A 15,466-nucleotide genomic window follows, 5' to 3' on the forward strand; every position below is an offset into this window, starting at 1 on the left:
AACAGCGTTGCCTGAAATTAACCTTTGAGCTGATCGAGATCCTCGACATTGATCGTGTCGAGCTTACGGAACAGGGTCACCAGAATCGCGAGACCGATCGCGGCTTCCGCTGCGGCGACGGTCAGCACGAAGAACACGAAGATCTGGCCGTGCACGTCGCCGAGGTAGTGCGAAAACGCGACGAAGTTGGTGTTCACCGCCAGCAGCATCAGTTCGATCGCCATCAGGATGATGATGATGTTGCGGCGGTTCAGGAAGATCCCGACGATCGCGATCGCAAAGAGGATCGCGCCGAGCACGAGGTAATGAGCAAGAGTCAGCATGGTTTTCTTTTCCTCCGCTTAGCCGTTGGTGCTCGTACCGGCTTCGCTCTGCGCCGTTTCCGGCTGCGGCTTGTCCGCTTCCATCTTCACGAGGCGCACGCGGTCATTGCGGCGCACCTTGACCTGATCCGACACGCGCTGGCGCTTGCTGTCCTTGCCCTTGCGCTCGGTCAGCCCGATCGCGGCGATGATCGCGACCAGCAGCACCAGGCCGGCGATTTCAAACGCGAAGATGTAGTCGGTGTAGATCACCTTGCCGATCAGGCGCGTGTTCGACCAGTCGGCCATCGCGCCCGTCGCCATTGCGTGCACCGTGTGCGTGTCGCCGTAGCCGCGCCACAGGATCAGCGCGGTCTCGACCACGATGATCGCGCCGACGACGGTCGCCATCGGTACGAAGCGCTTGAAGTCGCGGCGCAGGTAATCGATGTTGATGTCCAGCATCATCACGACGAACAGGAACAGCACCATCACGGCGCCCACGTACACCAGCACCAGCAGGATCGCGAGGAACTCCGCTTCCAGCAGCATCCAGATCGCGGCGGCGTTGAAGAACGCCAGCACAAGGAAAAGCGCAGACGCCACCGGGTTGCGCGAAGTGATCACCTTCAGCCCTGATACCACCAGGAGCAGCGCGAAGATGTAGAACAGTACGGTCGTGAATTCCATGATTACCGGTTCATCGTTAGGCCATAGTCAGGCGCGGCTTGCGGGACACTCTCGCGTGCCGCACCCGTCGCGGCGGCTCGGCCCGTTCATGCCGGGCCGGCACTGCAAACACAATCAACGATACGGCGCGTCGGCGGCCTTCGCCGCAGCGATGTCCTTCTCGTAGCGATCGCCCACCGCGAGCAGCATTTCCTTCGTGAAATACAGGTCGCCGCGCTTTTCGCCGTGATACTCGAGGATCTGCGTCTCGACGATCGAATCGACCGGGCAGCTTTCCTCGCAGAAACCACAGAAGATGCACTTCGTCAGGTCGATGTCGTAGCGCGTCGTGCGGCGCGTGTTGTCCGCGCGCGTTTCCGACTCGATCGTGATCGCCATCGCGGGGCACACGGCCTCGCAGAGCTTGCACGCGATGCAGCGCTCTTCGCCGTTTTCATAGCGGCGCAGCGCATGCAGCCCGCGGAAACGCGGCGAAATCGGGGTCTTCTCTTCCGGGAACTGCACGGTGAACTTGCGCCGGAACGTGTAACGACCGGTCAGCGCGAGCCCCTTCAGCAGTTCCGTCAGGAAGAAGGTCTTAAAGAAGTGTTGGATTGCCGTCATGATTTCGTCCGATCTTTACTTCACCCAGATGTTGAGCGGCGACATCATCCAGAAGCCGACCACGACCACCCAGATCACCGTGACGGGCAGGAACACCTTCCAGCCCAGACGCATGATCTGGTCGTAACGGTAGCGCGGGAACGTCGCGCGCACCCAGATGAACACCGACAGCAGCGCGAATACCTTCAGCACCAGCCAGAAGATGCCCGGAATGAACGACAGGAATTCGAACGGTGCGTCCCAGCCGCCGAGGAACAGCGTCGCGGCCAGCGCCGAGATCACGATCATGTTGATGTACTCGGCGAGGAAGAACAGCGCGAACGCCATGCCCGAGTAATCGATCATGTGACCCGCGACGATCTCCGACTCCCCTTCCACCACGTCGAACGGGTGACGGTTCGTTTCGGCGATGCCGGACACGAAGTAGACGACGAACGCCGGCAGCAGCGGCAGCCAGTTCCACGACAGGAAGTTCACGCCGTGGCCGGCGAAGAAGCCGTGCTGTTGCGAGCCGACGATTTCCGACAGGTTCAGGCTGCCGGCCGTCATCAGCACGAGCACCAGCGCGAAGCCCATCGAGATTTCGTACGAAACCATCTGCGCCGCGGCGCGCATCGCACCGAGGAATGCATACTTCGAGTTCGACGCCCAGCCGGCGAGAATCACCGCGTACACGCCGATCGACGAGATCGCCATCGCATACAGCAGGCCCGCGTTCACGTTCGCGAGCACGGCCTCGGCCTGGAACGGGATCACCGCCCACACGGCAAACGCCGGCACGACGGTCATGACCGGCGCGATCAGGTACAGCCAACGGCTGGCGGCGCTCGGCTGAATCACTTCCTTCAGCAGCAGCTTCAGCACGTCGGCGATCGGCTGCAGCAGGCCGCCGGGGCCGACGCGGTTCGGGCCGAGACGCACGTGCATCCAGCCGATCAGCTTGCGTTCCCACAGAATCAGGTACGCGACGCACAGCAGGATCACGACGGCGACGACGAGGATGCGCACGACGGCCCACACCGTCGGCCACGCGACGCCGAGAAGCTGGGCTCCGCCCGCGTTGATCGTATCGAACAAGCTCATTTACGCCTTCTCCACCACCAGTTCACCGGACAGGCTGCCGAGCGCTGCGCCGGCAGGCGTCGCCGCCGACACGCGAACGACCGTCTCCGCAAGATTCGCGTCGCGCACGGCCGGCAACTGCACCGCACGCTCGCCCTGGCGCACGCGCACCGCGTCGCCTTCCTTCAAGCCCAGCTTGTCGAACAGCGCGGCCGGCAGGGCTGCGGCGTTCGCCATCTTCGCGGCGGCCGTCAGGTGCAGCGCACCGGCGCGGCGCACGAGTGCGTCGGCATGATAGATCGGCACGTCGGCGAGGCGCTCGAAGCCGCCGTTCGCGGCAGCTGCCGCGACGCGTGCCGGCGCGACCGACGCCTGGTTCGACAGACGCTTCGCGACGCCTGCGTCGCCGAGCGCCGCGAGACGCACTTCTTCCGCCGTTTCGTATTCGAAGTTCGGCAGGCCGAGCAGGCTGCCGAGCACGCGCAGCACCTTCCACGCCGGACGCGTATCGCCGAGCGGACGCACGACGCCGTTGAAGCTCTGCACCGAGCCTTCCGCGTTCACGTACGTGCCTGCCGTTTCCGTGAACGGCGCGATCGGCAGCAGCACGTCGGCGTAATCGAGGCCGTGCTTGAACGGCGACATCACGACGACCATTTCGGCCTGGTTCAGCGCGGCAAGTGCCTGCGCCGGATCGGCCGTGTCGAATTCCGGTTCGACGTTCAGCAGCACGTAGCCCTTGCGCGGCTGCGCGAACGCTTCGCGTGCGTTCAGGCCGCCTTCGCCCGGCAGTGCGCCGACGACGTGCGCGCCGACCGTGTTCGCCGCTTCCGTCAGGAAACCGAACGTGGCGCCCGTGTTGTCGGCGATCCACTGTGCGACGGCGTGCAGCTTCGCGAATTGCGGGTGACGGACAGCCGCATTGCCGAGCAGCACCGCGCGGCGCTCGCCGTTCGCGAGCGACTGGGCGACTGCTTGTGCTGCCGGCGATGCGGTGACGCCTGCCAGCGCGTCCGGCAGCGCGACGCCGCGCAGTTGCGCGACGGCGGCGGCGATGCCGGCCAGCTCGTCGAGCCATGCCGACGGCGCGGCGACGATGCGCTTCGCGGTCGGGATCAGCGAGTCGTCGGCGGTCGCGTGCAGGAAGTGCAGCTTCGCGCCGTTCTTCGCGGCCTGGCGCAGGCGCGCGGCGAACAGCGGGTGGTCGCGGCGCAGGAACGAACCGACGACGAACGCGGCATCCACGCTCGACAGATCGGCGATCGGCATGCCGAGCCACGGTGCGCCCTGGACCGGCGCCGAGAAATCTTGCTGACGCAGACGGAAGTCGACGTTCGGCGTTTTCAGTTCGCTGGCGAGCTGCTTCACGAGGAACAGCTCTTCAGCGGTGCTGTGCGCGCTCGCGAGCATCGCCAGCGCGTTCGCGCCGTGATCCGCGGCGATGCCCTTCAGACCCTTCGCGACATATTCGAGCGCGGTCTGCCAGTCGGTCTCGATCCACTGGCCACCCTGCTTCAGCATCGGCTTCGTCAGGCGCTCTTCACTGTTCAGGCCTTCGTACGAGAAACGATCCTTGTCCGAGATCCAGCATTCGTTGATCGCTTCGTTCTCGAACGGCAGCACGCGCATCACGCGGTTGTTCTTCACCTGCACGACGAGGTTCGCGCCGACCGAATCGTGCGGGCTCACCGACTTGCGGCGCGACAGTTCCCACGTACGGGCGCTGTAGCGGAACGGCTTGCTGGTCAGCGCGCCGACCGGGCACAGGTCGATCATGTTGCCCGACAGTTCGGAGTCGACCGTCTTGCCGACGAACGTCGTGATTTCCGAGTGCTCGCCGCGGCCCAGCATGCCGAGCTCCATCACGCCGGCGATTTCCTGGCCGAAGCGGACGCAGCGCGTGCAGTGGATGCAGCGCGACATTTCTTCCATCGAGATCAGCGGGCCCACGTTCTTGTGGAACACCACGCGCTTTTCTTCCGAGTAGCGCGACGACGACTTGCCGTAGCCGACCGCCAGATCCTGCAGCTGGCATTCGCCGCCCTGATCGCAGATCGGGCAGTCGAGCGGGTGGTTGATGAGGAGGAATTCCATCACCGACTGCTGCGCCTTCACGGCCTTGTCGGACTGCGTGCGCACGATCATGCCGGCCGACACGGGCGTCGCGCAGGCAGGCACGGCCTTCGGCATCTTCTCGACTTCGACGAGACACATCCGGCAGTTGGCCGCGACCGACAGTTTCTTGTGATAGCAGAAGTGAGGAATGTACGTATCCGCCTTGTGCGCAGCCTGGATCACCATGCTGCCTTCGGGCACCTCGACCTTCTTGCCGTCTATTTCAAGTTCAACCATGATGGTGAATGGTCCTTAACCTATTTCCGCCCGTTCGCGCCTTCGCCCGACCGTGCGCTCAAATTCCGCAACCGGTGCTTCGCTTCAGGCTGCCGCCGCGTGCGCGTGGCCGCCGACCATGCAGTGCTTGTGCTCGACGTGGTACGCGAATTCGTCCCAGTAATGCTTGAGCATCCCGCGTACCGGCATCGCCGCCGCATCGCCGAGCGCACAGATCGTGCGGCCCATGATGTTCTCGGCAACCGAGTTCAGCAGGTCCAGATCTTCCTGGCGACCTTCGCCGTGCTCGATACGATTCACGACGCGATACAGCCAGCCGGTGCCTTCACGGCACGGCGTGCACTGGCCGCACGATTCCTCGTAGTAGAAGTACGACAGGCGCAGCAGCGAACGCACCATGCAGCGCGTCTCGTCCATCACGATCACCGCGCCGGAGCCGAGCATCGAGCCCGCCTTCGCGATCGAGTCGTAATCGAGATCGGTCTGCATCATGATGTCGCCCGGGATCACCGGTGCCGACGAACCGCCCGGAATCACGGCCTTGATCTTGCGACCGCCGCGCATCCCGCCTGCGAGCTCCATCAGCGTCGCGAACGGCGTGCCGAGCGGCACTTCGTAGTTGCCCGGACGCTCGACGTCGCCCGACACCGAGAAGATCTTCGTGCCGCCGTTGTTCGGCTTGCCGATCTCGAGGTAATTCTGCGGCCCGATGGACAGCAGGAACGGCACTGCGGCAAACGTCTCGGTGTTGTTGATCGTGGTCGGCTTGCCGTACACGCCGAAGCTCGCCGGGAACGGCGGCTTGAAGCGCGGCTGGCCCTTCTTGCCTTCGAGCGACTCGAGCAGCGCCGTTTCCTCGCCGCAGATGTACGCGCCGTAACCGTGGTGCGCGTGCAGCTGGAACGAGAATTCCGAGCCCATGATGTTGTCGCCGAGGAAACCCGCGGCACGCGCTTCATCGAGCGCGGCCTCGAAGCGTCGATACACTTCGAAGATTTCGCCGTGGATGTAGTTGTAGCCGACGGTGATGCCCATCGCGTACGCGCCGATGGCCATGCCTTCGATCAGTGCGTGCGGGTTCCAGCGCAGGATGTCGCGATCCTTGAACGTGCCCGGTTCGCCTTCGTCCGAGTTGCAGACGAGGTACTTCTGCCCCGGGAACTGGCGCGGCATGAAGCTCCACTTCAGGCCGGTCGGGAAGCCCGCACCGCCACGGCCACGCAGGCCCGACGCCTTCACGTCGGCGATCACCTGCTCCGGCGGAATCTTTTCTTCGAGAATGCGGCGCAGCTGCTTGTAGCCGCCGCGCGCAACGTAGTCTTCGAGATGCCAGTTCTCGCCGTTCAGACCAGCGAGGATCAGCGGTTTGATGTGACGGTCGTGGAGGGACGTCATTTCGAGAGCTCCTCAAGCAGCTGGTCGATCTTCTCGCGGCTCATGAAGCTGCACATTCTGTGATTGTTCACCAGCAGCACCGGCGCATCGCCGCACGAGCCCATGCATTCGCCTTCCTTCAGCGTGAACTTGCCGTCGGGCGTGGTCTCGCCGAAGCCGATGCCCAGCTTCTGTTTCAGGTAGTCGGCAGTCGCTTCCGCGCCGCCGTGCGGGCCAAGCTGGCACGGCAGGTTCGTGCAGAGCGTGATCTTGTGCTTGCCGACCGGTTTGAGCTCGTACATCGTGTAGAACGTCGCGACTTCCTGCACGGCGACGGCCGGCATGCCGAGATAGTCCGCGACGAACTGCATCAGTTCGGGCGACAGCCAGCCGTGCTCTTCCTGAGCGACGGCCAACGCCGACATCACGGCGGACTGTTTCTGATCGGCGGGATACTTCGTCAACGCTCGATCGATTTCCTTCAGGCCTTCAGCTGAGATCATTTTCAGACACGACTCTTTCAATTCCTACCGAACGAACAACCTGCCGCACTGCTGTGCAAGGACGGCAGACCTGGCGCTCACTGTTGACAGCTTGCGAAGCCGCGCCGGTTCAGCGCGCATCGCGTGTGACTTACTGCTCGCCGCCCGCTCGCGCGGGCGGCGCGACCATTAGCGATCGATTTCGCCGAACACGATGTCCTGCGTACCGATGATCGTGACGGCGTCGGCAATCATGTGACCGCGCGCCATTTCGTCGAGCGACGCGAGGTGCGCGAAGCCCGGTGCGCGGATCTTGAGGCGATACGGCTTGTTGGCACCATCCGACACGAGGTAGATGCCGAATTCGCCCTTCGGATGCTCGACAGCCGCGTACGCCTCGCCTTCCGGCACGTGAAAACCTTCGGTGAAGAGCTTGAAGTGGTGAATCAAGTCTTCCATGTTGGTCTTCATGCCGACGCGCGACGGCGGCGCAACCTTGTGATTGTCGGTCATCACCGGGCCCGGATTCTTGCGGAGCCACTCAATACACTGTTTCGCGATGCGGATCGACTGGCGCATTTCCTCGACGCGCACCAGATAGCGGTCGTAGCAATCGCCGTTCACGCCGACCGGCACGTCGAAATCCATGCGGTCGTACACTTCGTACGGCTGCTTCTTGCGCAGGTCCCACGCGATACCCGAGCCGCGCAGCATCGGGCCCGTCAGGCCCATCTGCAGCGCACGCTCCGGGCTGACGACGCCGATCCCGACCAGACGCTGTTTCCAGATCCGGTTGTCGGTCAGCAGCGTTTCGTATTCGTCGACGCACTTCGGGAAGCGCGTGAAGAAATCGTCGATGAAGTCGAGCACCGAGCCGCTGCGCGCTTCGTTCATCTTCGCGAGCGCCTTCTCGTTGCGAATCTTCGACGCCTTGTATTGCGGCATTGCGTCAGGCAGGTCGCGGTAGACGCCGCCCGGACGGTAGTACGCCGCGTGCATCCGGGCACCGGACACCGCTTCGTACACGTCCATCAGGTCTTCGCGCTCGCGGAATGCGTACAGGAACACCGCCATCGCGCCGACGTCGAGTGCGTGCGCGCCGATCCACATCAGGTGGTTCAGCACGCGCGTGATCTCGTCGAACAGCACGCGGATGTACTGCGCGCGCTCCGGCACGTCGATGCCGAGCAGACGCTCGATCGCGAGCACGTAGCCGTGCTCGTTGACCATCATCGACACGTAGTCGAGACGGTCCATGTACGGCACGGACTGGATGAAGGTCTTGTTTTCCGCGAGCTTTTCAGTCGCGCGATGCAGCAGGCCGATGTGCGGATCGGCACGCTGGATGACTTCGCCGTCGAGCTCGAGCACGAGGCGCAGCACGCCGTGCGCTGCCGGGTGCTGCGGACCGAAGTTGAGGGTGTAGTTCTTGATTTCTGCCATGACGCCCCCTTAATGTTTCAGACCGCCATAGCGATCCTCGCGGATCACGCGCGGCGTGATTTCGCGCGGCTCGATCGTCACCGGCTGGTAGACGACCCGCTTCTCTTCCGGGTCGTAACGCATTTCGACATAGCCCGACACCGGGAAGTCCTTGCGGAACGGATGGCCGATGAAGCCGTAGTCGGTGAGGATGCGGCGCAGATCGGGGTGACCCTCGAACACGAGGCCGTACAGGTCGAACGCTTCGCGCTCGTACCAGTTTGCGGAGGTCCAGACGTCGACGAGCGATGCCACGATCGGCAGATCATCGTCCGGCGCGAACACGCGCAGGCGCAGGCGCCAGTTGTTCGTGACCGACAGCAGCTGCGACACGGCCGCGAAACGCGGGCCGTCGTAGGCGCCGTCGCCGTAGGTCTGGTAGTCGACGCCGCAGAGGTCGATCAGTTGCTCGAAACGGAGCTTCGGATCGTCGCGCAGCATCTTTGCGACTTCGAGGTAATCGCTCGCCTTCACGACGAGCGTCAGTTCACCGATCGCTTCGGTGAGGCTCACCACGCGCGCGCCGAGCGCGGCTTCGAGGTTTGCCTTGAGGGTCTCGATTTTGCTTGCCATATTGAGGGGACGCTCGGGGCTTTATTGACGGGCGATGGTATTGGTGCGGCGGATCTTCGCCTGAAGCTGGATCACGCCGTAGACCAGCGCCTCGGCCGTGGGCGGACAGCCCGGCACGTAGACGTCGACCGGCACGATCCGGTCGCAACCGCGGACCACCGAGTACGAGTAGTGGTAGTAACCGCCACCGTTCGCGCACGACCCCATCGAGATCACCCAGCGCGGCTCGGCCATCTGGTCGTACACACGGCGCAGCGCGGGCGCCATCTTGTTGCACAGCGTGCCGGCGACGATCATCACGTCCGACTGACGCGGGCTCGGACGGAACACGACACCGAACCGGTCCAGGTCATAGCGGGCCGCGCCCGCATGCATCATCTCGACGGCGCAACACGCGAGCCCGAACGTCATCGGCCACAGCGAGCCGGTACGCGTCCAGTTGATCAGCTTGTCAGCCGTCGTGGTGACAAACCCTTCCTTCAAGACCCCTTCGATACTCATTTGCTTTCCACTCCAGACGAGCGGCCCAGCGTGGCCGCCCATGCAAACCGGCGATTAACCCATCACTCCCAGTCGAGGCCGCCTTTCTTCCAGATATAGGCAAAGCCCAGCAGGAATTCGAGCAGAAAAATCATCATTGCGATGAAACCCGGCCAGCCGATGTCCCGGAGCGCGACGCCCCACGGAAACAGGAATGCGGTTTCGAGATCGAAGATGATGAACAGGATGGCGACGAGGTAGTACCGGACGTCGAATTTCATCCGGGCGTCTTCAAAGGCCTCGAAGCCGCACTCATACGGTGCGTTCTTCTCGACGTCCGGCTTATTGGGACCAAGGAGCTTGCCGATGCTGACCAGCGCTATACCTAAACCAGTGCCCACGAGGAGGAACAACAAGACGGGGTAATAGGCTGCGAGGTTCAAGGCAATCCTCTATCGGTTGGTTCTGAGCGTCCGGAGAATACCACTTCCGGCGGAAGGAATCATTTCGGAGTGCGTGCGATCACAAGACAATCGCAAGGCACACCCCAGAAATGAAAAATGCCAGCCACTAGAAGCGGCTGGCATTGAGTAACTTTGGTGCCGACGGCGAGACTCGAACTCGCACAGCTTTCGCCACTACCCCCTCAAGATAGCGTGTCTACCAATTTCACCACGTCGGCACTGCATGCAACTCGGGTTGTGCTGCTTGTTTCCCGCGAATCGCTTCAAGAATTAAATTCTAACCTGAGTTCCAGATTTGTTCAACGCACAAACGCAAAAAATTCGACTTTTTATTTCGGGACATCCTGGCCCGGAGCGCTCGCCGCCGAACCCGCGGCAGCAGACGCGGCGACGGCCGGCGCCGACGCTGCGGGTGCCGATGCCGGCGCGGTCGCGGCGGTGCCGAGCACGCCAGCCGACGGCGTCGACTTGTACGAACCGAGGTACGTCAGCGCGAGCGTCGCGACGAAGAAGATCGTGGCGAGAATGCCCGTCGTGCGCGACAGGAAGTTGGCGGAGCCCGTTGCACCGAACAAGCTGCCCGACGCGCCGCTGCCGAATGCCGCGCCCATGTCGGCGCCCTTGCCGTGCTGCAGCAGCACGAGTCCGATCACACCGAGTGCAGACAGCACCTGCACGACAATAATCAGCGTCTTGAATAACAGCATCACACCCACCCGATTGGATCAGGCAACCGGACCAACCGGCCGCCATCATGGTTCAATTCGATCCCGGACCGCTCAACGTGCGGCCCGGCAGATCGCCAGGAAATCTTCCGCCTTCAGCGACGCGCCGCCGATCAGGCCGCCGTCGATGTCAGGCTGCGCGAACAGCTCTTCCGCGTTGTCCGGCTTCACGCTGCCGCCGTACAGCACCGATACGTCCGCCGCCCCCTTCGCCGCGAGACGCGCACGCAGGAATGCGTGCACGTCCTGCGCCTGCGCCGACGTCGCGCTCTTGCCCGTGCCGATCGCCCAGACCGGCTCGTATGCGACGACGATGCGTGCGGCCTCGTCAGCCGTCAGCACGGCCAGCACGGCGTCGAGCTGCGCACCGACTACCTGCTCGGTCGCGCCCGCTTCGCGCTCGTCGAGCGTTTCGCCGACGCACACGACGGGCGTGAGGCCCGCCGCAAGCGCGCGCTGCGTCTTGGCGGCGACGGTTTCGTTGCGCTCGCCGTGGTACGCGCGACGTTCCGAATGACCGACGATCGCATACTGCGCGCCAAACTCCGCCACCATCGCGGCCGCCACTTCACCGGTGAACGCGCCCTGCTCGTGCGCGGACACGTCCTGCGCGCCGAACGCGACACGGCCGCCGGCGAGCTGCGCCTGAACCTGCGCGAGATACGGGAACGGCACGCACACGCCGATCGACGTCTCGGCCGCCACCGCGCCCGCGCCCTGCACCACTTCGTTCAGCAATGCCTGGTTGCCGGCCAGCCGGCCGTGCATCTTCCAGTTGCCGATCACTCGCTTCGTTCGTTGTTTCGACATCGTGTCTGTCTCGTCACTATCTTGTCATTAACGCACCGGAAACCGGCCCGTCAGGTTGAATCTGGCGAAGCAAACCCGCGATTTTACTGCGCGCGGCTTGAACCGGTCAAACCGCGCATGTCAAGCCCGCCGCACGGGCCGTCACGCGTTCGCGCCCCAATCAAGCACGATCTTGCCGATGTGCTCGCCGCTTTCCATCAGCGCATGCGCCTGCGCGGCCTCCCCTGCCGGCAGCACGCGGTAGATGACGGGCTTGATGCGACCGTCCGCGAGCAGCGGCCAGACGCGCGCCTTCAGCTGCGCGGCGATGCGCGCCTTGAATTCGACCGGACGCGGACGCAGCGTCGAGCCCGTCACCGTCAGCCGGCGGCGCAGGATTTCATTCAGGTTGACCTCGGCCTTCGCGCCGCCGAGCAACGCGATCAGCACGAGGCGGCCGCCATCCGCGAGCGCGGACAGTTCACGCGGCACGTACGAGCCCGCGACCATGTCGAGGATCACGTCGACGCCGCGATCGTGCGTCAGCGACTTGACGACCTCGACGAAGTCCTCGGTCTTGTAGTTGATCGCACGCTCGGCGCCGAGCGCCTCGCATGCGCGGCATTTGTCGGCATTCCCGGCCGTCGCGAACACGCGAAAGCCGAGCGCGTGCGCGATCTGGATCGCCGTCACGCCAATCCCGCTCGAACCGCCCTGCACGAGCAGCGTTTCCTGCTCGCCGCCCTCGCCCGCGCCGAGCAGCGCACGGTCGAACACGTTGCTCCACACCGTGAAGAAGGTTTCAGGGAGCGATGCGGCCTCGATGTCGGTCAGCCCGTCTGGCACCGGCAGGCATTGCGGCAGCGGCGCAACCGCATATTCGGCATAGCCGCCGCCCGCGAGCAGCGCGCAGACGCGATCGCCCAGCTTCAGGCCGAACGGGTTCAGCGCCGCATCCGACAGGTCGCCGCCGACGATCTCGCCCGCGACCTCGAGGCCCGGCAGATCCGACGCCCCCGGCGGCGGCGCATACGCGCCCTTGCGCTGGAATACGTCCGGCCGGTTCACGCCGGAAGCCGTCACCTTGATCAACACTTCGCCGCGCTTCGGTTCGGGGCGCGGGCGCTCCGCCAGCCTCAGCACGTCGGGGGCGCCGAATTCGGTGATTTCGATGGCTTTCATGGTGGTCGCTCCAGGATCAGTCGGGGGCGCACCCGTGCGCGGCACGGGCGCCTCGCCGGCGCTGCTGCGCCGCACAACGATGCTACAGAAAAAACGGCCGGCACGCTTTCGCACTGCCGGCCGTTCTCACGCCTGTCCGCTTACTGCTGCGGCGGCGTATCCGACTGCGACGCTGCCGCTGCTTCGTTCAGCAGCGCCTTCGCCGACAGACGCACGCGACCCTTCTCGTCCGTCTGGATCACCTTGACCTTCACCTGCTGGCCTTCCTTCAGGTAGTCGTTGATGTCCTTCACGCGCTCGTTGACGATTTCCGAGATGTGCAGCAGGCCGTCCTTGCCCGGCAGCAGGTTCACGATCGCGCCGAAATCGAGCAGCTTGAGCACCGTGCCTTCGTACACCTGGCCGACTTCGATCTCGGCCGTGATTTGCTCGATGCGCTTCTTCGCTTCGGCCATGCCTTCGCTGTTCGTGCTCGCGATCGTCACGACGCCGTCATCCGAGATGTCGATGGTCGTGCCGGTTTCTTCCGTCAGCGCACGGATCACCGAACCGCCCTTGCCGATCACGTCGCGGATCTTTTCCGGGTTGATCTTGATCGTGATCATGCGCGGCGCGAATTCCGACAGTTGCGTGTTCGCACCCGAGACCGCCGACGTCATCTTGCCGAGGATGTGCATGCGGCCTTCCTTCGCCTGCGCGAGCGCGACCTGCATGATTTCCTTCGTGATGCCCTGGATCTTGATGTCCATCTGCAGCGCCGTCACGCCTTGCTCCGTGCCGGCCACCTTGAAGTCCATGTCGCCGAGGTGATCCTCGTCGCCGAGGATGTCGGTCAGCACCGCGAACTTGTTGCCTTCGAGGATCAGGCCCATCGCGATACCCGCGACGTGCGCCTTCATCGGCACGCCGGCGTCCATCAGCGCGAGGCAGCCGCCGCACACCGACGCCATCGACGACGAACCGTTCGACTCGGTGATTTCCGACACGACGCGAATCGAGTAGCCGAATTCGTCGGCGCTCGGCAGGCACTTGACCAGCGCGCGCTTCGCGAGACGGCCGTGGCCGATTTCACGACGCTTCGGCGAGCCGACGCGACCCGTTTCGCCGGTCGCGAACGGGGGCATGTTGTAGTGGAGCATGAAGCGCTCGCGGTATTCGCCTTCGAGCGCGTCGATGATCTGCTCGTCACCTTTCGTGCCGAGCGTCGCGACGACGAGCGCCTGCGTTTCGCCACGCGTGAACAGCGCCGAACCGTGGGTGCGCGGCAGCACGCCGGTGCGGATCTCGATCGGACGCACGGTGCGCGTGTCGCGACCGTCGATGCGCGGCTCGCCGTTCAGGATCTGCGAACGGACGATCTTCGCTTCGATGTCGAACAGGATGTTGCCGACGGTAGCCTTGTCGGCCGCGACCGTGCCGGCCGCCAGCGCGTCTTCCTCGAGCTTCGCCGAGGTCGCCGCGTAGACTTCCTTCAGCTTCGTCGAACGCGCTTGCTTGTCGCGCAGCTGGTAAGCGGCGAGCAGGTCGCCGTGCGCCAGTTCCGTCACGCGCGCGATCAGCGCCTCGTTCTTCGGTGCCGGCTGCCAGTCCCACTCGGGCTTGCCACCTTCGCGCACGAGTTCGTGGATCGCATCGATCGCCGTCTGCATCTGCTCGTGGCCGAACACGACCGCGCCCAGCATCACGTCTTCCGGCAGCTGGTCGGCTTCCGATTCGACCATCAGCACCGCACGCTCCGTACCGGCGACGACGAGGTCGAGGCTCGATGCCTTGATCTGGTCACGCGTCGGGTTCAGCACGTATGCGTTGTCGATGTACGCGACGCGCGCGGCACCGACCGGACCGTTGAACGGCAGGCCCGACACGGCGAGCGCAGCCGATGCACCGATCAGCGCGGGGATGTCCGCCGGGATTTCCGGGTTCACGGACAGCACGTGGATCACGACCTGCACTTCGTTGTAGAAACCTTCCGGGAACAGCGGGCGCAGCGGACGGTCGATCAGGCGCGACGTCAGCGTCTCGTGTTCCGACGGACGGCCTTCGCGACGGAAGAAGCCGCCCGGGATCTTGCCGGCCGAGTAGGTCTTTTCGAGGTAGTCGACGGTCAGCGGGAAGAAATCCTGGCCCGGCTTCGCCGACTTCGCGCCGACGACGGTTGCCAGCACGACGGTGTCTTCCACGTCGACGATCACGGCACCGCTCGCCTGGCGAGCGACTTCACCGGTTTCGAGGCGCACCTTGTGCTGGCCCCACTGGAATTCCTTCACGACCTTGTTGAACATGGACATGGTTGCTCCTTTGAATTCATTCATTTCATTCGCCGCCCGGGCCATCCCGTGCGGCGGCGTCCCGACCGAATCACCCGGAGCAAGGTGTGTTTTTTATGCCATTCCAGCGCGGCGCTCGTCGAGCGGCGCGCTGGAATGACACAAATCCCGACCCCGGTATCAGCCGTTCCGGCAGCCGGCACTCACGTGCCGGACAACCCGCGGTGCGCGTGACGCTACGCACCGCGCAAAAACAAAATGCCTGCATCAGCGGACTGACACAGGCATCTTGCTGGCGGCAATCGCCTCGATTACTTACGCAGACCCAGCTTCTCGATCAGTGCGCGGTAACGGTCGGCATCCTTGCCCTTGAGGTAGTCGAGCAGCTTGCGGCGGCGGCTCACCATGCGCAGCAGGCCGCGGCGGCTGTGGTGATCCTTCGCGTGGGTCTTGAAGTGACCCGTCAGTTCGACGATACGTGCGGTCAGCAGTGCGACCTGGACTTCGGGCGAGCCCGTGTCGTTGGTACCGCGGGCGAACTGAGCAACGACTTCCGACTTCTTGATATCTGCAACAGACATGTGATTTCCTTTGTTTCCTACTTGCTAACTGAACAGGCGGACACGGAAGAATGGCCGT

The 15,466-nt window shown here is 64.1% G+C and carries 16 protein-coding genes and 1 tRNA gene; all 17 read right to left on the bottom strand.

Going from position 1 to position 15,466, the window contains the following annotated elements; all coding sequences use genetic code 11:
* Nucleotides 1-17 precede the first annotated feature (17 nt).
* Nucleotides 18-323, bottom strand: a complete 306-nt coding sequence (nuoK, locus tag WS46_RS04030) for an NADH-quinone oxidoreductase subunit NuoK (protein WP_004185739.1) — start codon at nucleotides 321-323, stop codon at nucleotides 18-20.
* A gap of 18 nt (nucleotides 324-341) precedes the next feature.
* Complete coding sequence (locus tag WS46_RS04035) at nucleotides 342-992, bottom strand: NADH-quinone oxidoreductase subunit J (protein WP_059533200.1); 651 nt, start codon at nucleotides 990-992, stop codon at nucleotides 342-344.
* A gap of 114 nt (nucleotides 993-1,106) precedes the next feature.
* Entirely contained in the window at nucleotides 1,107-1,595 is a 489-nt protein-coding gene (nuoI, locus tag WS46_RS04040) for an NADH-quinone oxidoreductase subunit NuoI (RefSeq protein ID WP_011885529.1), read from the bottom strand.
* Nucleotides 1,596-1,610: 15 nt separating this feature from the next.
* Nucleotides 1,611-2,678, bottom strand: coding sequence for an NADH-quinone oxidoreductase subunit NuoH (gene nuoH, locus WS46_RS04045; RefSeq protein WP_059533202.1), 1,068 nt, complete (start codon nucleotides 2,676-2,678; stop codon nucleotides 1,611-1,613).
* Nucleotides 2,679-5,009, bottom strand: coding sequence for an NADH-quinone oxidoreductase subunit NuoG (gene nuoG, locus WS46_RS04050; RefSeq protein ID WP_059533204.1), 2,331 nt, complete (start codon nucleotides 5,007-5,009; stop codon nucleotides 2,679-2,681).
* A gap of 84 nt (nucleotides 5,010-5,093) precedes the next feature.
* Nucleotides 5,094-6,404, bottom strand: a complete 1,311-nt coding sequence (gene nuoF, locus WS46_RS04055; protein WP_006756904.1) for an NADH-quinone oxidoreductase subunit NuoF — start codon at nucleotides 6,402-6,404, stop codon at nucleotides 5,094-5,096.
* On the bottom strand, nucleotides 6,401-6,886 hold the full coding sequence (gene nuoE / locus WS46_RS04060; RefSeq protein WP_006478266.1) for an NADH-quinone oxidoreductase subunit NuoE: 486 nt from the start codon (nucleotides 6,884-6,886) through the stop codon (nucleotides 6,401-6,403). Before nuoE ends, nuoF begins: the two co-directional genes overlap by 4 nt.
* A gap of 168 nt (nucleotides 6,887-7,054) precedes the next feature.
* On the bottom strand, nucleotides 7,055-8,308 hold the full coding sequence (locus WS46_RS04065; protein ID WP_012364320.1) for an NADH-quinone oxidoreductase subunit D: 1,254 nt from the start codon (nucleotides 8,306-8,308) through the stop codon (nucleotides 7,055-7,057).
* 9 nt (nucleotides 8,309-8,317) lie between these two features.
* Nucleotides 8,318-8,920 (bottom strand): NADH-quinone oxidoreductase subunit C, encoded by a 603-nt coding sequence (locus tag WS46_RS04070; protein WP_059689381.1) that lies wholly within the window; start codon nucleotides 8,918-8,920, stop codon nucleotides 8,318-8,320.
* A gap of 21 nt (nucleotides 8,921-8,941) precedes the next feature.
* Nucleotides 8,942-9,421 (bottom strand): NADH-quinone oxidoreductase subunit B family protein, encoded by a 480-nt coding sequence (locus WS46_RS04075; RefSeq protein ID WP_006398799.1) that lies wholly within the window; start codon nucleotides 9,419-9,421, stop codon nucleotides 8,942-8,944.
* Between the two features lie 62 nt (nucleotides 9,422-9,483).
* The gene (locus tag WS46_RS04080; RefSeq protein WP_006398798.1) at nucleotides 9,484-9,843 is read right to left on the bottom strand and encodes an NADH-quinone oxidoreductase subunit A; all 360 of its coding nucleotides are present in this window, start codon (nucleotides 9,841-9,843) and stop codon (nucleotides 9,484-9,486) included.
* Nucleotides 9,844-9,997: 154 nt separating this feature from the next.
* Nucleotides 9,998-10,082, bottom strand: a tRNA-Leu gene (locus WS46_RS04085).
* 111 nt (nucleotides 10,083-10,193) lie between these two features.
* Nucleotides 10,194-10,571: a preprotein translocase subunit SecG gene (secG, locus tag WS46_RS04090; protein ID WP_059533209.1), complete on the bottom strand. Its 378-nt coding sequence runs from the start codon at nucleotides 10,569-10,571 to the stop codon at nucleotides 10,194-10,196.
* Nucleotides 10,572-10,643: 72 nt separating this feature from the next.
* Complete coding sequence (tpiA, locus tag WS46_RS04095) at nucleotides 10,644-11,399, bottom strand: triose-phosphate isomerase (protein WP_059689382.1); 756 nt, start codon at nucleotides 11,397-11,399, stop codon at nucleotides 10,644-10,646.
* A 141-nt stretch (nucleotides 11,400-11,540) separates the two neighbouring features.
* Nucleotides 11,541-12,560, bottom strand: coding sequence for an NAD(P)H-quinone oxidoreductase (locus tag WS46_RS04100; protein WP_059689383.1), 1,020 nt, complete (start codon nucleotides 12,558-12,560; stop codon nucleotides 11,541-11,543).
* A gap of 140 nt (nucleotides 12,561-12,700) precedes the next feature.
* Nucleotides 12,701-14,848, bottom strand: coding sequence for a polyribonucleotide nucleotidyltransferase (gene pnp / locus WS46_RS04105; protein WP_059533215.1), 2,148 nt, complete (start codon nucleotides 14,846-14,848; stop codon nucleotides 12,701-12,703).
* A gap of 290 nt (nucleotides 14,849-15,138) precedes the next feature.
* Nucleotides 15,139-15,408 (bottom strand): 30S ribosomal protein S15, encoded by a 270-nt coding sequence (rpsO, locus tag WS46_RS04110; RefSeq protein WP_006398792.1) that lies wholly within the window; start codon nucleotides 15,406-15,408, stop codon nucleotides 15,139-15,141.
* Nucleotides 15,409-15,466: the final 58 nt, after the last annotated feature.

Origin of the sequence: Burkholderia sp. RF4-BP95 (genome assembly GCF_001521985.1) — a bacterium.
Lineage (GTDB): Bacteria > Pseudomonadota > Gammaproteobacteria > Burkholderiales > Burkholderiaceae > Burkholderia > Burkholderia diffusa.